This is a genomic window from Staphylococcus simulans, assembly GCF_047037175.1.
Lineage (GTDB): Bacteria > Bacillota > Bacilli > Staphylococcales > Staphylococcaceae > Staphylococcus > Staphylococcus simulans_C.
The window spans coordinates 1,727,257-1,749,275 of the sequence record NZ_CP178241.1 but is presented as its reverse complement, the minus strand read 5'-3'; the positions used below and the strand labels follow the sequence as shown (position 1 = coordinate 1,749,275).

7 protein-coding genes are annotated in these 22,019 nt (G+C 42.0%); all 7 read left to right on the top strand.

Features of this window, described 5'->3' with window-relative positions; translation table 11 throughout:
* The first annotated feature begins 64 nt into the window (after positions 1 to 64).
* The 7 genes from betA to ACFCT9_RS08625 all read left to right on the top strand — a co-directional run bounded on the left by betA (position 65) and on the right by ACFCT9_RS08625 (position 22,007).
* Positions 65 to 1,753 (top strand): choline dehydrogenase, encoded by a 1,689-nt coding sequence (betA, locus tag ACFCT9_RS08655; RefSeq protein WP_412518623.1) that lies wholly within the window; start codon positions 65 to 67, stop codon positions 1,751 to 1,753.
* A gap of 338 nt (positions 1,754 to 2,091) precedes the next feature.
* Positions 2,092 to 10,392 carry a G5 domain-containing protein gene (locus ACFCT9_RS08650; RefSeq protein WP_412518621.1) on the top strand — a complete coding sequence of 2,767 codons (8,301 nt, stop codon included), beginning with the start codon at positions 2,092 to 2,094 and terminating at the stop codon, positions 10,390 to 10,392.
* Between the two features lie 6 nt (positions 10,393 to 10,398).
* On the top strand, positions 10,399 to 17,817 hold the full coding sequence (locus ACFCT9_RS08645) for a G5 domain-containing protein (RefSeq protein ID WP_412518619.1): 7,419 nt from the start codon (positions 10,399 to 10,401) through the stop codon (positions 17,815 to 17,817).
* Positions 17,818 to 18,221: 404 nt separating this feature from the next.
* Positions 18,222 to 19,427 (top strand): DegT/DnrJ/EryC1/StrS family aminotransferase, encoded by a 1,206-nt coding sequence (locus tag ACFCT9_RS08640; protein WP_412518617.1) that lies wholly within the window; start codon positions 18,222 to 18,224, stop codon positions 19,425 to 19,427.
* Positions 19,424 to 20,533: an ATP-grasp domain-containing protein gene (locus tag ACFCT9_RS08635; RefSeq protein ID WP_412518615.1), complete on the top strand. Its 1,110-nt coding sequence runs from the start codon at positions 19,424 to 19,426 to the stop codon at positions 20,531 to 20,533. The genes ACFCT9_RS08640 and ACFCT9_RS08635 overlap by 4 nt, the downstream gene beginning before the upstream one ends.
* Complete coding sequence (locus ACFCT9_RS08630) at positions 20,534 to 21,439, top strand: NAD-dependent epimerase/dehydratase family protein (protein ID WP_412518613.1); 906 nt, start codon at positions 20,534 to 20,536, stop codon at positions 21,437 to 21,439.
* The gene (locus tag ACFCT9_RS08625; RefSeq protein WP_412518611.1) at positions 21,417 to 22,007 is read left to right on the top strand and encodes a sugar transferase; all 591 of its coding nucleotides are present in this window, start codon (positions 21,417 to 21,419) and stop codon (positions 22,005 to 22,007) included. The genes ACFCT9_RS08630 and ACFCT9_RS08625 overlap by 23 nt, the downstream gene beginning before the upstream one ends.
* The last annotated feature ends 12 nt before the right edge of the window (positions 22,008 to 22,019 follow it).

Genomic DNA, 22,019 nt, shown 5'->3' with positions numbered 1-22,019 from the left:
GCTCTCTTTTTGGACAATTCAAGCGCAATAAGTAATAACCATTTTCTATAGGAGGAAGACATAAATGAGTAAATCTTATGATTATGATTATATTATTATCGGCGGGGGCAGTGCCGGTTCAGTTTTAGGTAATCGTTTAAGTGTAGACAAGAATAACGAGGTATTAGTATTAGAAGCAGGACGCAGTGACTATTTCTGGGATCTATTTATTCAAATGCCAGCGGCATTAATGTATCCATCAGGTAATCGCTTCTACGATTGGATTTATGCGACAAATAATGAACCTCACATGGGCGGTCGTCAAGTATCACACGCACGTGGTAAAGTACTAGGCGGTTCAAGTTCTATCAATGGGATGATTTATCAACGCGGTAACCCAATGGACTATGAAAAATGGGGTGCGCCAAAAGGTATGGAAACATGGGACTTCGCACATTGCTTACCATACTTCAAGCGTTTAGAAACAACGTTCGGTGCAGACAAAGATGATGAATATCGTGGCCATCATGGTCCAATCAAATTAAAACGCGGACCAGCGAAAAATCCATTATTCCAAGCATTCTTTGATGCAGGTGTGCAAGCAGGCTACAACAAAACACCTGACGTGAATGGTTTCCGTCAAGAAGGTTTCGGACCATTCGACAGCCAAGTGCATAATGGTCGGCGTGTTTCAGCATCCCGTGCTTACTTACATCCAGTGATGAAACGTAACAACTTGCATGTTAAAACACGTGCTTTTGTGACGAAACTGAACTTTGAAGGTAACAAAGTCACAGGTGTGACATTCAAACGTAATGGTAAATTGCACACTGTAACCGCAAAAGAAGTTATCTTATCAGGTGGCGCATTCAATACACCACAAATACTTCAATTGTCAGGTATCGGTGATTCTGAACACTTGAAATCATTAGGAATTGAACCACGTATTCATTTACCAGGTGTGGGTGAAAACTTCGAAGACCACTTAGAAGTTTACATTCAACATGCGGCGTCTCAACCTGTGTCAGAACAACCAAGTTTAAACCCATTAAAAATGCCGTTCATCGGTTTACAATGGATCTTCAGCCGTACAGGCCCAGCCGCAACAAACCACTTTGAAGGTGGCGGTTTTGTACGTTCAAATGAAGATGTTAAATATCCGAACTTAATGTTCCACTTCTTACCTTTAGCGGTTCGTTATGATGGTGAAAAAGCAGAAACAAAACACGGTTTCCAAGTACACGTGGGACCAATGTATTCTAACTCTCGCGGCAGCTTGAAGATTAAATCAACAGATCCATTCGAACATCCAGACTTTGTGTTTAATTATCTTTCAACAGAAGAAGATAAACGTGAATGGGTAGAAGCGATCCGTGTAGCACGAAACATCTTATCTCAACCTGCACTTGCGCCATATAACGATGGAGAAATCTCTCCAGGACCAGACGTTCAAACAGACGAAGAAATTTTAGACTGGGTACGTCGTGACGCTGAAACAGCATTACATCCATCATGTAGTGCGAAAATGGGACCTGCTTCAGATCCGATGGCAGTTGTAGACCCATTAACAATGAAAGTACATGGTATGGAAAACTTACGTGTAGTAGATGCATCAGTGATGCCTACAACTACAAACGGCAACATTCATGCACCTGTATTAATGATTGCTGAAAAAGCAGCAGATATTATTCTAGGCAATGATCCAATGGAACCTGAATACATGGATTATTACCAACATGGCAAGCATGATAAAGATGCTGGGACAGTAAAATAATTGTTTTTCAAAAAGAAGTCTTCGAGATATCGAGGACTTCTTTTTGATTTTTTTAAGATGTTTTAAAAGCGGGTTAAACGTTGTAGTTTTACATGAATTGATGTTTATTTTTAGAACTTTAGGGATACATGAAGGGTAATGAGGAAGTACACAAAAGTAAATTTCATGTTTAAAATATTTTTTAATATTAAAAAGTGTGAAACTTTTGATATGTTAGAAAATAATGATAGACACTTCTTGATTTTCCAGTATAATTAACTCAATTAGCAATTTTTAAATGAAACTAAATGTAAACAAGTTAAACAAAGGATTGTAAGAAATGAGGAGGAATTTTTCTTATGAAAAAGTTAGATTTTCTTCCGAATAGACAAAACAAGTATTCCATACGTAAATTTACTGTAGGAACTGCTTCGATTCTATTAGGAACAATGTTGATTTTAGGTGTAAATGATGAGGCGCGAGCGGCTGAAAATAGCACTACAGATTCATCAGGCGGCAGCTCAAGCAGCACATCAGGCAGCAGTGATACGTCAACAACTGACACTACAACAGATACACAACCAACACAAGAGACACAAACTCATACTACTGATACAACAAATACGACAAATACAGCACCAGCATCACAAGCTGATACCACAACACCATCAGACCCTGCCCAAAATACGGCTGAAACAACAGAACCATCAGCGGCATCTACGCCATCTGGCGAGACGTCTGCACCATCAACTGATCCTGCGCCAGACACGACAACAGAACCAGCACCTTCTAATCAAGAATCTTCAACACCAACTACTTCAGAAGCACCAACACCTTCACAACCATCATCGAATGAACCACCGCAAACTAACAGTACCTCTGAAACTACGCCAACACCTTCATCATCGAATGACACATCGTCAAAAACACCATCAACACCAACAACTGATACTACAACACCAGATACATCCTCAAGCACAACAGGAACACCAACGTCAACAACGGATAATAATACGATTAACAACACAACAAACAATACAACTCAAGATACAACTGCGCAAAGTTCAAAGAATGATACAACAGTATCTTCGACAGAAACACCGACACCAACGTTGTCTCAGGATTTATCACAAACATTGGCTGATAGCACCAATAAAGAAAGCGCTTTAACAGATTATTTGACGACTCAACAAAATTTATCTCCTGAAGCAGCGCAACAAGTGGTAGATGGAATGGCAGTTGACGCAAATACTGCGACTGATGGACAAATCGCAGATGCATTGTTGACGTCTTATTTATTGAATACATCTAATGCACCTGGCAGTAATCCAGTAGGTGAAGTGCCTTTAACAACGACTGCTCAAGCATCAACGACAACAAGTTCTACAAACATTTCACCGAGACTACGTATGATGAGTTTTGCAGCGTTGGCAGCGCCGGCACCTGCGACGCAAGTCAGCACGTGGGATCAATTTGTGACGGCATTAAATGATAAGACAGTTTCTAACATTCAATTGGCTGGCAATATTACTGGCACAAGCTCGCCAACACTGCTGGCATCTACAGGGCGCACTGTAACGATTGACGGTGGCGGTTATACATTAAATACAGGTACCAATATTATTAATGCACCAGCGACATCTGGCAGTTGGAATATGACGTACCAAAATATGAATATTACAACTGGCAACACAGGCGGTTTAGTAAACTTCGGCGCAAGTACAACGACGAACAATACGATCACGTTCAATAATGTTAAACATACTGGCAGCAACTTGGTAAATAGTACACTCGCAAACCAAAATGTGACAGTTAATTTAAACGGCAACTTCAGTTCTGTCAGCAGTGACAGTGCCACAAACCGTTCTAATATTGGTGCGAAGAATATTAATATCGCGCCAAACGCGACAGTGAATATGACACGTACCGGTTTAGGTAACGCACTACAAGTGGTAGATGGCGGTGTGATTACAACAGGTACGAATTCGAATGTGACGATGAATGTTTCGCCGACAAACCCATGGGGCACAACGAACGGCACAACTGCGTTCCAAGTCGGTAACGGCGGTTCTGTATTGATTGGTGATGGTTCAACGATGAACATCACAGGTCAAAATATCTTTGCCTTTGGTAATGATGGCAAGCTTTATACAGGGGCGAACTCTAACATCAATATCAGCCAAAAAGGTAACGGCAATATTGTAGATATGGGTACTGGCAGTACTTTCGAAGTGGGTCAATACTCTAAATTCATCGCATATTCTGATGGTCACCGTGTCGGAGACTATTCAAATAACAACATCATTGGTTTAGACGGCAACTCTCAAATCTTAATTGATGAGTATGCGACATTGTTCTTAGATGCGAAAAACCATCAATGGAACCCAGATACGAAGACACAAATTGGGGCTTATAATGACTTAGTCAATATTAATGCGACAGGTACACAAAGTGCGTTATTGCGTGTTAAAGATAACGCCACATTAGATTTACGTACAGACAACCGTGACTATTATGCGGAAGCCTTGTCAATTCCTTTAGGCGGTACGAATCAAAACCGTCAATTCATCTTTGATAATGTGAATTACGTCAACTTACAAAAAAATAGTATCGTCACAAGTGGTCAAAGTGTTAACGGCAGTAAACCTAACTTAATCTATATGGATCCAAACTCACCAGGTTATATGCAGTGGAATGGTTCTTATATTGTTAAAACTTGGAATGCGACACACTTCAGTGATCCAAACCAAAGTGCAGATGCGGATACAGTTTGGTCTGATGTCGTAGATTTACAAGCAGCACAAAAAGGGTTCTCGACAGGAACACCCACTTATAATACGACAGAGTCTACACGTGCCAGCTCTACACCTTCAGGTACGAGCAGCAAAGACTTAAGTACGTTAAATTTAAATACGATTCAAAGAATTGTGTTAATCAGTAACAACTCAGTGAACCCTGAAGCGGTGCCAGCACAAACAACCGTTCAGGCTATTCAACCAAGCACAAGTTATCAGGCGAATCCTGATCCATCACAATCACTTGGCACGAAAACAGTTGTGGTTCCAGGTGTAGCGGGTTCTCAAACAGTTACGACTGAACCAGGTAAAGATACGATTGTGAATGTGACACAACAACCAACGAACGAAGTAATCGGTGTCAATAACGTTCAAGCAACCACAACGACGATTCCATATAGCACGCAATACGTAGGTGTGAATCAACCAACAGATTATACGAACGTGCGTACACAAGGCCAAGCAGGTTCAACCACAACGACAACAACTTATACGGTAGACCCAGCAACAGGTCAACTCACTAATCCAGTAACGACAACATCGACAGTTCAACCTGTGACACAAGTCATTGAAAAAGGTACTGTTCAGGTCACAACGAATGAGGTTGCGTATAATACAATCTATGTAGAAAATTCAAACTTGCCTAAAGGTACACAAAATGTCGTACAACAAGGGATAACAGGTCAAACACAAACCACAACGAATTATACCGTGAATCAACCAACAGGAGCACTGGAAAATCCAACGTCATCCACAACGACATTAACGCAAAAACAAGATCAAATTATTGAAGTGGGTTCAGGTGTAACTACTTCAACAACGTCACCGATTCCATCAGGTACAACATATGTCGCTAATCCAAATCCTGATGCAGGTGTTGGAGATCAAGCTGTAGTGACACAAGGTCAAGACGGTGTCGCAACAACGGTGAAAGAACCAGGTAAAGATGCGGTAACGACAACAACAACACCAGCCGTCGATCAAGTTATCAGTGTTGATAATGTGGATACGAGTGTGACACCTATTCCATATAATACGGTCTATCGTTATAACCCAGATTTAGCAGTAGGTACACCGAATACATTAGTTCAACAAGGTCAAAACGGTTCAACAACAACGACAACGACTTATGATGTCAATGCGACAACAGGTGCGCTATCTAATCCGACGAGCGTGACGAATACAATTAATCCAGTCGACCAAGTTTATGAATATGGTCCAGTCGCAGGCAATACAGTGTATCAAGCGGATCCGAATCAGCCAGCAGGTCAAACAACAACTGTACCAGGTAAGCCTGGTGATCCAAATGATCCGAACAACTTGCCTACAGATACCATTGTTTATGTCGGTAATGTCGGCACAACAACGACACCAATCCTTCATAATACAGAATATATCGGTGTTAATGAACCGACAACTTATAGAAATGTTGTTGCTGAAGGCAGTGATGGTTCGACGACTACGACAACGACATATGAAGTGAATCCTGAAACAGGCGAATTAATTAACCCGCAAACTAACACAACAACCGTACCAGCAGAAAACCGTGTGATTGAAAAAGGAACAGTTCAAGTTACAAATACGGACGTACCTTTTAATACGATTTACCAAGAAAATCCTGATTTACCACAAGGTACAGAAAATGTGATACAACAAGGTGTCATTGGTCAAACGCAAACAACGACAACGTACACAATTAATAGCGCAACAGGTGAATTAGAAAATCCAGTATCCAATACAGATACATTGGTACAAGCACAAGATCGAATTATTGAATTGGGCACAGGTACAACTTCAGTTACAACAACACCAATTCCACCAACAACAACTTATCAAGCGAACCCTGATAAAGATTCAGGCACGGGTGATCAAATTGTGATTATTCAAGGCCAAGATGGTGTCGCAACAACGGTGAAAGAACCAGGTAAAGATGCGGTTACAACGATAACAACACCAGCGGTTAATGAAGTAATTGGTGTCGATAATGTTGATTCAGCGACAGCACCAATTCCATACGAAACAATCACGCGTTATAACCCGACATTACCTGTTGGTTCACAAAACGTTGTTGTTCAAGAAGGTCAAAACGGTACGGCCACAACAATCAAAACATATGAAGTGGACCCAGCAACGGGGGAATTATCTAATCCAGTGACGACGGAAGAAATTTCTCCGGCGACACCACGTATCGTTGAATATGGACCAGTCGCAGGCAAAACAGTGTACCAAGTTGATCCGAACTTACCATATAACCAAACGAATACAGTTCCAGGTAAACCAGGCAATCCAAATGACCCGAATAATTTACCGACAGATACGATTGTGTATGTGGGCAATGTCAACACAACGAATGAAACCTTGCCATATAGCACACAATATGTAGGTGTAAACCAACCCGTTGATTACACAAATGTACAAACCGCAGGTCAAACAGGTGTGACAACAACGACAACTACTTATGAAGTAGATCCAAATACAGGCGCATTGATTAACCCGTCTATTTCAACACAAACGACACAACCTGTCACAGAAGTGGTTGAAAAAGGAACGGTTCAAGTTGCGACGACCCCTGTACAATATGAAACAATCTATCAAGAAAATGCGAATTTGCCTGTCGGTGTGCAAAATGAACTACAACCAGGTATCATTGGTGAAACAACAAAAACAACGACGTATGACGTAAATCCAACAACAGGTGCCTTAGAGAATCCGACGTCAACTGATGCGACAACGGTTCAAAAACAAGACCGTATTATTGAAGTAGGTACAGGTACAACTGTTGTGACGAAGGATCCAATTGCGCCGACAACGGTGTATCAAGCAAATCCTAACTCAGATGCGGGCACAGGCGATTACACAGTAGTGACACCTGGACAAGCAGGTGAAACTACGACAACGAAAGAACCAGGACAAGACCCTGTCACTGAAATCACAACACAACCTGTGAACGAAGTCATCGGTGTCGATAATGTAGATACCGCGACAACACCAATTCCTTATCAAACAGAAACACGTTATAATCCGAACTTGCCAGTGGGCAGCACGAATGTTGTTGCGCAACAAGGCCAAGACGGTGTGACGACAACAACGACTACGTATGATGTCAATCCAAATACAGGGGCGTTATCTAACCCACAAGTATCAACAACGACAACCCAACCTGTGACACAAATTATTGAGTACGGTCCGGTTGCGGGTGAAACGATATATCAAGCAGACCCGAACTTACCGTATAATACAACAACGACAATTGAAGGCACACCAGGTAATCCGAATGACCCGAATAACCTTCCTACAAACACAATTATTAAAGTAGGTAATACAACACATGAGTTGGCGACACTTCCTTATGACACGCAATATGTCGGTGTCAGTCAACCAACAGATTATACGAATGTCAAAACAACAGGTAAAGAAGGAACAACAGCAACGACAACGACGTATACAGTGGATCCAAATACAGGTAAATTATCTAATCCAGTCACTTCAGTTCAGACAGTTGGACCGATTACACAAGTCATTGAAAAAGGTACAGTTCAAACAACAACAGCGGATGTACCGTATGAAACGATTTATAGAGAGAATCCTGATTTACCACAAGGTACACAAAATGTGGTACAACAAGGCGTCGTTGGTCAAACACAAACAACGACAACGTATACGGTTAATCCAGAAACAGGTGTGTTAGAAAATCCAACCTCTGACACGGTGACAACGCTATACAAACAAGACCAAATTATTGAAGTGGGTACAGGTGTAACGACTTCTACAACAACGCCGATTTTACCGACAACGACTTATCAAGCGAATCCTGATGCAGATCCTGGCACAGGCGACCAAGTCGTATTAGTACCGGGTCAAGAGGGTGTCGCAACAACAGTCAAAGAACCTGGTAAAGATGCGGTCACAACAACAACGACACAACCAGTGAATGAAGTCATCGGTGTCGATAACGTAGATACCACAACAAGCATATCAGCTTATGACACGATTACGCGTTATAATCCGAACTTGCCAGTAGGCAGCACAAACGTAGTGGTACAACAAGGTCAAGATGGTGTCACAACAACGACAACGACTTATGAAGTAGACCCGACAACAGGTCAATTATTGAATCCTAAAGTAGATACAAATACAACTGCACCTGTGAGTCAGATTGTGGAATATGGTCCAGTGGCAGGCAATGTGGTGTATCAGCCGGACAGTAATGTTCCTTATAATCAAACGAATACGATTGAAGGCACACCAGGCGATCCGAAAGACCCGAATAACTTACCGACAGATACCATTGTCAAAGTAGGTAATGTACAAACGGATGTGACGACACAACCTTATGAAACAACGTATGTCGGTGTGAGTCAGCCAACGGATTATACAAATGTACAAACGCAAGGTCGAGACGGTACAACGATTTCCACAACAACGTATCAAGTGGACCCAAATACAGGTGCATTATCAAATCCAGTAACTGCGGTTAAAACCATTGCGCCAGTAACACAAGTGGTTGAAAAAGGAACGGTTCAAACATCAACGGCAGACGTTGCGTACAATACGATTTACGTTGAGAACCCAGATTTACCACAAGGTGCACAAAATGAAGTTCAAGCAGGTGTGACAGGTCAAACACAAACCACAACGACTTACACTGTCAATACACAAACAGGAGCACTAGAAAATCCGGTCGATAATACAACGACATTAGTTGAAAAACAAGACCGTATTATTGAGGTAGGTACAGGTGTAACAACGTCTACGACAACACCAATTCCACCTAGCACAACGTATCAAGCGAATCCAGATAATGACCCAGGTGTCGGTGATCAAACAATCATTACACAAGGTCAAGCGGGTGTATCAACGACGGTGAAAGAACCAGGACAAGAAGCGGTTACGACAACGACGACAGAACCTGTGACACAAGTTGTCGGCGTAGATAATGTGGATGTCGCAACACAAGATATTCCATATCAAACGATTGAACGCTATAATCCAGACTTACCTGTTGGCACAACGAACTTAGTGGCACAAGAAGGCCAAAATGGTGTAACAACAACGACGACAACGTATGAAGTAGATCCAAATACCGGCGCATTATTAAAACCTGTAATCGATACGACTGAAACAGCACCGGTTGACCGTATCGTTGAATATGGTCCAGTGGCAGGTACAGTGGTTTACCAGCCAGATCCAAGCTTGCCTGTAGGTCAACAAACCACAACTGAAGGTGTACCAGGAGATCCAAATGACCCAAATAACCTACCGATAAATACTGTAGTTAAAGTGGGTAATGTCGATACGTCAACGACTGTCTTGCCGCATGATGTGACATACGTGGCAGTACAACAACCGACAGATTATAAGAACGTCACAACGACAGGTGTTGATGGATCAACGACTACGACAACAACGTATCAAGTGGACCCTAATACAGGTGTCTTAAGTAATCCGACATCAGTCAATCAAACGACGGAACCTGTGACAGAAGTAGTGGAAATTGGCTCACAACAAGTTACAACAGCTGAAGTCCCTTATACAACGATTTATAGAGAGAACCCAGACCTTGCGGCAGGTACACAAAATGAACTTCAAGCAGGTGTGATTGGAGAGACGCAAACAACGACAACTTATAGTGTGAATCCACAAACGGGTGAATTATATAATCCAGTGGCGAATACAGTCACATTGACACAGAAACAAGACCGTATTGTGGAAGTAGGTACAGGTGTAACAGTCACAGATACGACAGTGATTCCACCTTCTACATCGTATGAAGCGGCACCAAACCCTGATGCAGGTGTAGGTAATCAAACAGTCATTACAGAAGGTGTGCCAGGTGAATCGACAACAACGAAAGCACCAGGATAAGCACCTGTGACAGAAACAACGACACAACCTGTCAACCAAGTCATCGGAGTCGATAATGTATCAACAACAACTCAAAACATTCCTTACGAAACACAATATGTGGCAGTCGATCAGCCAATTGGTTATGAAAATGTATCAACAACAGGTCAAAATGGTACAACAACGACGACAACAACGTATCGAGTCAATCCGAATACAGGTGCGTTGATTTATCCAGAAACAACGACAACAACAGACCAACCTGTCGCACAAGTGGTTGAAATCGGTACGAAACAAGTGACAACGAATGATATTCCATTCAACACAACGTATGTCGATAATCCGAACTTGCCAGTAGGAACTGAAAATGAAGTTCAAGCAGGTATTGTTGGACAAGAAGAAATTACGACAACGTATACAGTGAACCCGCAAACAGGTGCGTTAGAAAATCCGACTTCTGTGACGACAACACAAGTCGCAAAACAAGATCGCATTATCGAACGTGGTACAGGTGTCACAACAACGCAAGTGACAACTATTCCGCCGAAAACCATCTATGTGCCGAATTCAAACAGCAATGCAGGTGTCGGCGGTACGACGATTCTCACACTAGGACAAGCAGGTTCAACAACGACAACGACTGAACCAGGTCAACCACCTGTTACAGAAACAGTTCCGGCTGTAGACCAAGTTGTCGGTGTCGATAATGTGGATAAAAGCACAGTGGATGTGCCGTTTGAAACGCAATATATTGGTGTGAATCAACCTGTTGGCTATAAAAATGTAGCGACATCAGGTCAAAACGGAACAGAAACAACGACAACAACGTACGATGTGAACCAAGAAACAGGTGCACTAACAAATCCTCAAGCCACAACGACAACAACGCCTGCGACAACGCAAATTGTTGAAATTGGTACGACACAAGTTGTGACGAATCATGTAGATTACGAAACGATTTATAGAGAAAACCCTGATCTACCTGCAGGCACACAAAATGAAATTCAAGCAGGTGTCGCGGGTCAAACCGAGACAACGACGACATACACTGTCAATGCACAAACAGGTGCGTTAGAAAATGCGACATCTAATACAGTGACGACACAACCTGTTCAAAACCGTATTATAGAAGTCGGTACAGGCGTGACAACATCTACGACAACACCAATTAATCCAACAACAAGTTACACTGCAAATCCTGATTATACACAACCTGCAGGAACACAAACGGTAATAATTGAAGGTGTACCAGGTGAATCGACGACAACGAAAGCACCAGGACAAGATGCTGTGACAGAAACAACAAAACAACCAATAAATGAAGTCATTGGCGTTAATAATGTGACACAAACTCAAACGGATGTACCATTTGAAACGATTATCCGTTATAACCCAAATCTGCCAGTCGGCACAACAGATTATGTGGCACAAACAGGTACAAACGGTACAACAACAACGACAACGACTTATGAAGTGGATTCAAATACAGGCGCATTGACAAATCCGACAGCACAAACAACAACGGTTGATCCAGTGAATCAAATTGTAGAGTATGGACCAGTTGCGGGCGGTACCATTTATCAAGCCGATCCAACGTTGCCGGCAGGACAAACAAGTACGGTGCCAGGTCAAACAGGAGACCCGAATGATCCGAACAATCTGCCGACGGACACAGTTATAAAAGTAGGTAATGTGACTACTGAAACAAGTCCTGTGCCTTATAACACGCAATATGTTGGTGTCAATGAACCAACAACCTATACCAATGTACAAACACCAGGACAAAATGGTTCTGAAACAACAACGACAACATACACTGTGAATCCAGAAACAGGTGCGCTTGAAAGTCCAGTAACGACAACAACGACGACACCTTCAACGACAGAAGTTATCGAAAAAGGTACAGTCCAAGTTGTGAATACGGATATTCCTTATGATACAGTTTATAGAGAGAATCCAGATTTACCTGAAGGAACACAAAACGAAATTCAAGCAGGTATTGACGGAACATCACAAACGACAACAACGTACCAAGTGAATCGTCAAACGGGTGCATTGGAAAATCCAACGTCAGATACAACGATTCTAACTGGTGCACAAACGCGTATTATTGAAGTCGGTGTCGGCACAACTGCCACAACCACAGATGTGATTGAACCGAAGACAAACTACGTCGCAAACCCAGATGCAGATCCTGGTACGGGTGATCAAACTGTCATCACACCAGGTACGCCAGGTGAATCAACAACGACGAAAGCACCAGGCCAAGACCCTGTCACTGAAACGACAACACCAGCTGTGGATACAGTGATTGGTGTCGATAATGTAGATACGACAACACAAACGATCCCGTACGAAACGATTGTGCGTTATAACCCAGATTTACCAGTTGGCACTGTGAACCAAGTGGTACAAGAAGGTCAAAATGGTACAACAACGACAACAACGACATATGATGTGGACAGCACAACAGGTACATTGTCTAATCCGCAAGTCACACAAAATACGACAGCACCAGTCAACAAAATTGTGGAATATGGTTCAGTTGAAGGTACGATTGTATATCAACCAGATGCGAATCTGCCATATGGTAAAACAGAAACGATTCCAGGTACGCCAGGCGATCCAAATGATGTAAATAACTTGCCTACAGAAACAGTCGTGAAAGTAGGTAACCAAGTTACAACGACGGATGCCTTGCCATATGAAACACAATATATCCCTTCAACTCAGCCAGTTGGTTATGAAAATGTGAAAGTAGCAGGCCAAGACGGAACATCTACAACGACAACTGTTTATAGTGTGGATCCAGCTACAGGTACCTTAAGCAATCCAGTGGTAACGACAAATACGACACCGGCTGTAACACAAGTAGTTGAAAGAGGTACAACACAAGTTACGACTAGTGCGGTACCATATGAAACTGTTTATGTAGTAAATCCTAAATTGCCTGAAGGTGCACAAACTGTACTGCAAGAAGGTACAACAGGTCAAACACAAACAACAACAGTTTACACACTAAACGCTGAAACAGGGGCATTGGAAAATCCTGTATCTAACACTGTGACAACACAAGAAGCGTTAAATCGTATTATTGAAGTCGGTACAGGCGTTACAACAACGACAACAACGCCGATTGCTCCGACAACATCATACGAACCAAACCCAGATTATACGCAGCCAGTCGGTACACAAACTGTGACGGTACCTGGTCAAGCAGGAGAAACGACGACAACGAAAGCACCAGGACAAGAAGCAGTAACGGAAACAACGATTCCTGCAGTGAATGAAATTGTTGGTGTCAATAACGTTGAACGTACAGGGACAACGATTCCATATGAAACGATTGTCCGTTATAACCCAAGTCTTCCGATAGGTACGAAAGATTATGTGGTACAAGAAGGCACAAATGGTACAACGACTACGACAACAATGTATGATGTCAATCCACAAACTGGCGCATTGACGAATCCGCAAACGCAAACAACAACAGTAGATGCGGTCAATCGCATTGTAGAATATGGACCAGTAGAAGGCGGCATCATTTATCAACCGGATGCGACATTGCCTGCAGGTCAAACATCTACAACACCAGGTATACCTGGCGATCCGAACGATCCAAATCATCTGCCAACAGATACAGTTGTGAAAGTCGGCAATACAACGACAGAAACAACGCAAGTACCGTATGAAACTAAGTATGTAGGTGTAGATGCGCCAACGACTTATACGAATGTACAAACACCAGGTCAAACAGGTACAGCAACAACGACAACAACGTACACAGTCAATCCATCAACAGGCGCTTTAAGTAATCCGCAAATTACAACAACGACAACACCTGCTGTAAATGAAGTGATTGAAAAAGGTACAACACAAGTCACTACAACAGACGTACCTTACAATGTGATATACAAAGAAAATCCTGCGTTACCACAAGGTACAGAAAATGTCCTTCAAGAAGGTGTAACAGGTCAAACACAAACAACAGTGAAATATACAGTTAATCCACAAACGGGTGTGTTAGAAAATCCATTAGCATCAGATCAAGTATTAGTAGAAAAACAAGACTTGATTATTGAAGTGGGTGTCGGTACAACTTCAACGACAACAACTGTGATTCCGCCTGAAACAACATACGTCGCAAATCCTGATTCAGATGCAGGTACAGGTGATACAACAGTTATGACACCTGGTATAGCAGGCGAGTCAACAACAACGAAAGCGCCTGGACAACCAGCAGTCACAGAAGTAACGACACCAGCAGTTAACGAAGTAATTGGTGTAGACAATGTGGATACGACAACACAAACGATTCCGTATGAAACGATTGTTCGTTACAACCCAGATTTACCAGTCGGCACAACAGATTATGTCGCACAAGAAGGACAAAACGGTACGACAACAACGACAACAACCTATGAGGTTGACGGTCAAACGGGTGCGTTGACGAATCCGAAAATTGAAACGCAAACGACAAATCCAATTCAACGTATTGTGGAATATGGACCAGTCGAAGGCGGTGTGGTTTACCAACCGGATGCAAGCTTACCTTATGGTGAAACTGTCACAGTTCCAGGTACACCAGGTGACCCGAATGATCCAAATCATCCACCGACAGAAACAGTTGTGAAAGTCGGTAATAAGACAACGGATACAACACCAGTTGCTTATGACACGCAATATATACCGACAGCTCAGCCAGTGGGCTATGAAAATATCACAACCCCTGGTCAAGACGGTACAGTAACGACAACAACTATTTATCAAGTGAATCCGAAGACAGGCGCACTAATTAATCCAGAAGTGACGTCAATCAAGACACCGGCTGTAACACAAATTGTAGAAATAGGTACGACGCAAACATCAACGCATGATGTACCGTATGAAACGGTTTATATTGAAAATCCTAACTTGCCTCAAGGTACACAAAATGAGTTGCAGGCAGGCGTAACGGGTCAAACAACGACAACGATGACGTATACGGTTAATCCGCAAACAGGTGCATTAGAAAATCCAACAGAAGTTACCACAACAAGTATTGCGAAACAAGATCGTATTATCGAAGTGGGCAGCGGTACAACAACATCAACAACAACACCGATTGCGCCACAAACAACATATGAAGCAAACCCAAATGCATCACAACCTGTGGGTACACAAAGTGTGATTACAGAAGGTGTACCAGGTGAGTCAACGACAACGAAAGCACCGAGTCAAGAAGCCGTTACGGAAATCACAAAACCAGCAGTAAATGAAGTGATTGGTGTTAACAACATCGTACAAACAACAACACCAGTTCCTTATGACACGATTGTCAGATACAATCCAAATCTGCCAGTTGGCACGACTGATTATGTCGCACAAGAAGGTCAAAATGGTACGACGACAACAACGACAACGTATGAAGTCGATAAGACAACAGGTGCGTTGATTAATCCGACAACGGCAACACAAACCAAAGATCCAGTACAACGTATTGTGGAATATGGTCCAGTTGCCGGCCAAGTCGTTTATCAACCAGACCCAACGTTACCTGCGGGTGAAACGAGAACGGTAGAAGGCCAACCTGGTGATCCGAATGACCCAGATAATCTACCGACAAATACAGTTATATACGTAGGTAATGTCGCAACGGATTCAACATCAGTACCAATTGATACGCAATATATCAGCACAGATGAACCTATCGGTTATGAAAGTGTCGTAACACCTGGCCAAGAGGGTACGACGACGACAACGACAACGTATGAAGTCGATAAGACAACAGGTGCGTTGATTAATCCGACAACGACAACACAAACCAAAGCACCGACACCACAAATTGTCGCAAAAGGTACAACGCAAACAACAACGAATGATGTACCATTCGAGACGATTTATCAAGAAAATCCTAACTTGCCACAAGGTACACAACAAGAAGTACAAGCAGGTATTGTTGGTCAAACAGAAACCACAACAACGTATACAATCAATCCAAAAACAGGTGCGTTAGAAAATCCATCCACTGTCACAACAACAATTAAACCAGCACAAAATAGAGTGATTGAAATCGGCGTCGGCACAACCGCAACGACAACAACAGAAATACCGCCGGCAACATCATATGAAGCGAACCCAGACCCATCACAACCTATCGGCACACAAACGGTGACAACAGAAGGTCAACCAGGTATTGAAACAACAACGAAAGTACCAGGACAACCAGCGACATCAGAAATTACAACGCCGCCAGTCGATAAGGTCGTGGGTGTGAACAATGTTGAACAGACAACATCGCCAATCCCTTATGAAACAATCATCAGATACAATCCGAATTTACCAGTGGGTAGTGTGAACCATGTGGCACAAGAAGGTCAAAATGGTGTGACAACAACGACGACAACGTATGAAGTGGATAAAACAACAGGCGCATTATTGAATCCGACAACAACAGAATCTATCACAACACCGCCAGTTGACCGCATTATCGAATACGGTCCTGTCGCACCATCTACAACGTATCGTCCAAATCCTGACTTGCCAGTCGGCGAGACACAAGTGATTGAGGAAGGTACACCAGGCGATCCGAATGACCCGAATAACCTTCCGAAAGACAGAGTCATCAGTGTCGGCACAAAAGTAGTCACAACGACAGACATTCCATACGACACAATCTATCAAGATAATCCTAACTTGCCAGCCGGCACAGAATATGAAGTACAACCAGGTAAAACAGGACAAACACAAACAACAATCATTTACGGCGTAGATCCGAAAACAGGCGAATTGATTAATCCTTCTACAACAACAATCACATTGACTGATAAAGTCGACAGAATTGTTGAAAGAGGTACAGGTACCGTGCCGGTAGATCCAGGTACTACACCAGAAGAACCAGAACAACCAGAAGATCCTGAGACACCAAAACCTGAAGATCCACAACAACCGGAAAATCCAGCACCGACACCTGAAGTACCAGAAACGCCTGAACAGCCAGAAAATCCAAATCAACCAGGCACACCTGAAGTACCAGAAACGCCTGAACAGCCAGAAAATCCAAATCAACCAGGCACACCTGAAGTACCAGGTGAACCGACACAACCAACAACACCAAGTACACCTGAGAAACCGGAACAACCAGAAGCACCATCACAACCAACACAACCAGAGGTGACACCACCATCAGAAAATCCAGATGAACCAAACCAACCACATGGTCCATCTGTAACAGAAGATCATGATGGTTCAACGGTAACGCCTGAAGACAAGCGTGATGTACCAGTTGAATCAGGTACTGAAAAACAACCAGCAAAAGCAGATAAGAAAGAAACTGCGCAAGACAAAGACTTGCCTGATACAGGTGAAGATGATGCGAAGAAAACATTGTTCGGCACATTGTTCGCTGGTTTAGGTTCATGGTTATTATTTGGTAAACGTCGTAAGAAAGATAAGAAAGAACAATAAGCTTTTACGTTAAAAATAGAATAAGTAAGATGAGACGTCCTTTGGCTATCAAAGGGCGTCTTTTTATAGGAATGTACTTGTGTTAATTAGATGTAAAGAATGTTAAGTGAATGTTGATTTGATAATTAGTTTATTAATGTTATGTAATTGTAAATTTAGGATTGTTAAATAATAATTTTAATTACGAATATTGATTGAATACTTTTTACTCGGTGGATTATACTGTTACTAAATTGGAACATAATATCTAATTAGAATATTTGCGATGTGTGATGAAATGGCAGAAATCTTTTTGATGGATGCGATAAATGCAGAACCATTTAGATATTTGGCAGATATTCTAAAGTATTATTTCTTGGCATCATAGTGAGAGATAATCGTTAAAGATAAAGGAGAAGATAGCTATGCAAATACCATTCAGCCCGCCTAAAATTTCTGAAGAGGCAATCGAAAGTGTTGTGGAGACGTTGAGATGCGGTTGGATTACGACAGGGCCAAAAACGAAAGCATTTGAGGAAGCATTAACTGACTATATGGGCACAGAAGGCACAGTCGCAATGAACTCAGCTACGGCTGCTTTAGAAATGACATTACGTTTATTAGGTATTGGCGAAGGGGACGAAGTCATCACTTCTGCTTATACATACACCGCGTCAGCCTCAGTCATCGCCCACGTCGGTGCGAAAATTGTATTAGTAGATACGCAAGAAGACTCCTTAGAAATGGATTATGCGCAAGTAGAAGCAAACATTACAGAACGCACAAAAGCCATTATTCCAGTGGATATCGCTGGGCAACTATGCGATTATGATACATTGTTTGATATTGCACGCCGCAAACAAGCACTTTTCCATACGGAAAATCCAGTACACGCTACGCTTAACCGTATTGCGATTATTAATGACGGTGCGCATTCTTTCGGTGCGAAAAAAGGCGAAGCCAAAAGCGGAAGCTTTGCCGACTTTACAACATTTTCATTCCATGCGGTTAAAAACTTGACGACAGCTGAAGGTGGCGCAGTCACATGGACGAAAGACTACAAAGCACATGGATTTGATTTACAAAAACTATACAAAACATCTATTCTACATGGTCAAAGTAAAGATGCATTGTCTAAAATGCAGAAAGGAAACTGGGAATACGATATTTCAGAGTTAGGTTACAAATTCAATATGACAGATATCAATGCGGCGATTGGTTTGGATCAGCTTAAACATTATGATGAGAATTTAGCACGTCGTAAAGAAGTGGTACGTTTATATGAAGAAAACTTAAACTCAGACGTTATCAAAAGTTTAAAACATTTCGATCAAGATAAAGAATCCAGCTGTCATTTATATATCACGTGGATTAAAGGTGCTACAGAAGCGCAACGTAATGCGATTATTGAGCAGTTAGCAGAAGAAGGTATTGCGACAAATGTTCATTATATACCATTACCAATGTTTTCTGCGTATCAAGCGTATGGCTTTGACATTAAAGACTATCCCAATGCATATGCGCACTATGTGAATGAATTGACATTGCCGCTTTATCCGCAATTAACGGATGAACAAGTAGAATATATTGTGAATCAAGTGAATGAAGCAGTCGGCGGGGTGCTGGTATGAAAAAGGTCTTAATCTTAGGGGTTGCGCCCGTTCAAGCAGAAGCCATTGAAAAATTAAAAGAGATGGGCTATGAAACACATGCCTTGGCTATGAAAAAAGATGGCCCGGGTGCTGAGAGTGCAGATCACTTTGAAGAGATTAACATTATAGATGAAGCGGCAGTCATTGATTATATCAAGCAACATCATATTGATGCCGTTTATTCTGTAGGTTCAGATTTAGCGATGCCAGTCGCAAATGAAATTTCAGAGACTTTAGATTTACCACATTTTGTCAGTCATGAGACCGCTTATGCATGTAATCATAAGGATGTGATGCGTGCGCAAACCAAAGGAATTACAGGTTCTGTGCCTTTTGAAATCACTAAAGACAGCCAACATCAAACAGCAATCGAGTATCCTGTCTTTGTGAAGCCGACAGACGGCCAAGGACAACGGGGTATTACTTTAGTGACAAACGCTGAAGCTTTGCCTGAAGCGATTGCGCATGCTATAGAACACTCTAGAGAAGGTGCCGCAATCATTGAACGTTATATTGAAGGTTATGAAATCTCAGTCAATGGGTATGTCGTAGAGGGTGAACTGCAGTTTACTTTAGTATCTATGCGCGAAACATGGCCACAACACCCAGGCTTAATTCATAAACATATTATCGATCCTGACTATGATTATCCAATGGCTTCTATTGAACAAGCGATTTCAGCACATTTGAAGACATTGCATATTCAAAATGGTCCAGTTTATGCGCAAGTGAAAGTGATGAATCATGAAGCGTTTATCATTGAAATCACACCACGCTTTGATGGTTGTCATATGCATAAATTGATTCAATATTATAATCATGATGATTTGTTAGAGAAAACTTTCAAACATTTACTAGAAGAACAGGCACCGACATTTACCAATACTACAACCATTCAACCAGTGGTCTTAGAGTTTATGTGTGAGACACCGAAACAACCGATTGATTATTATCAATTCAAAGTGCCGGATCATACATTAGAAAGCTATCGTTATTACCAACAAGGAGAGTACATCAGACCGGTGAACGGCGTGTATGATAAAGTCGGCTTCTATATTTATCCGCTGATGAAGGAGGAAGAATAAATGGCCTTTCGAATTACAGGCGGTACCGGATTGCTTGGCCGTTATCTGACAGCATTATTAGAAGATAAAGCCGTTGATTATACCGTTTTATCACGTCGACAAACAATTGAAGATGCACACCAAATCCAAACAGATTACAGTCAAGCTGCTTTAGAAATGATTTTTCAAGAGGGCGACGTAATTGTGCATCTGGCAGGAAATAGAGGACCAAGAAAAGATATCAGCAGTTATACTGAAGAATTAAAAATGGCACAGCATGTGTTTGAAGCCGCACTTGAATGCGACTGTAAACAAGTCATCGTTGCTTCTTCTATTTCTGTTTATGCGGATACACAGACATTGCCGTGGACAGAAGCGGACGCAGTGGATACCGTGCCGAAATCTTTATATGGTTTAAACAAACTTTATATTGAACAATTGGCGGCGTATTACCGTAAGCACTATCAGTTAGATGTTGTGTGCTTGCGTTTCTCACATTTATATGGCGCACTAGAACAAAATAACTATATGATTAATTACTTTATGCGTTTGGCGTTATTAGGCAAACCGCTCACAGTGATGGGTGAGAGTGATGTGTCGCGTGAATTTTTATATGCGAAAGATGCCGCGACAGCGATTTGGCAAGCTGCACAACATCCAGATGTCTCACTCATTCAAAATATCAAAGGCAGTGAAACGTTGACTAATTTAGAAGTCGCGCAACACATTAATCAAGCGTTTGATAATTCTGCGGGTATTGAACGTCAAGATGAAGATGTGCCGGATTATTTTGAACCTTCTTATATGGATGGCACACGGGCGCAAGAAGAAATTGATTTTGTCCCTCGCTATCGCTTTATAGATGCGTTACAAGAAATTTATCAAGAAATGGAGGGACTGCGTGATGAGTTACCGGAAAAATATTAAGCGCGGGTTAGATGTCGTATTATTTATAGCACTCTTACCTGTACTGCTCATGGTCGCTTTGCCTGTAAGTGTGTTGATTAAAAGAGAAGATAAAGGCAGTATTTTATACAATGGACAGCGTTTAGGTGTCGGCATGTTGCCGTTTAAAATGCATAAATTCCGTACAATGAAAGAAAATGCGCAAGATATTCGTAATGCGGACGGCAGCACGTTCAACAGTGATCAAGATCCGCGTGTAACGAAGGTGGGCCATTTCTTACGTCAATCAAGTATTGATGAATTACCACAGCTGTTAAACGTATTAAAAGGTGACATGAGCTTTGTGGGACCACGTCCTAGTCCATTAGGCAATACACACCGCTATCCGGATTACTATAAAACAAAGTTTCATGTGAAACCCGGAATTACTGGTTTAACACAAGCTTTGTTACGTAACAGTGCTTCGATGGAAGAACGCATGCGTTTAGATGCGTTTTATGCGGCGAATGTCAGCTTTAAAATGGATGCATTTGTGATTTATAAAACGATTTCAACAGTGTTATTACGAAAAAATATCAATCAGAAGTAAGCGAGGAATAGC

Coding starts and splice junctions, on each gene's coding strand:
- ACFCT9_RS08650 (WP_412518621.1), top strand. CDS start 2,092: ATGAAAAAGTTAGATTTTCTTCCGAATAGACAAAACAAGTATTCCATA.
- betA (WP_412518623.1), top strand. CDS start 65: ATGAGTAAATCTTATGATTATGATTATATTATTATCGGCGGGGGCAGT.
- ACFCT9_RS08630 (WP_412518613.1), top strand. CDS start 20,534: ATGGCCTTTCGAATTACAGGCGGTACCGGATTGCTTGGCCGTTATCTG.
- ACFCT9_RS08640 (WP_412518617.1), top strand. CDS start 18,222: ATGCAAATACCATTCAGCCCGCCTAAAATTTCTGAAGAGGCAATCGAA.
- ACFCT9_RS08625 (WP_412518611.1), top strand. CDS start 21,417: ATGAGTTACCGGAAAAATATTAAGCGCGGGTTAGATGTCGTATTATTT.
- ACFCT9_RS08635 (WP_412518615.1), top strand. CDS start 19,424: ATGAAAAAGGTCTTAATCTTAGGGGTTGCGCCCGTTCAAGCAGAAGCC.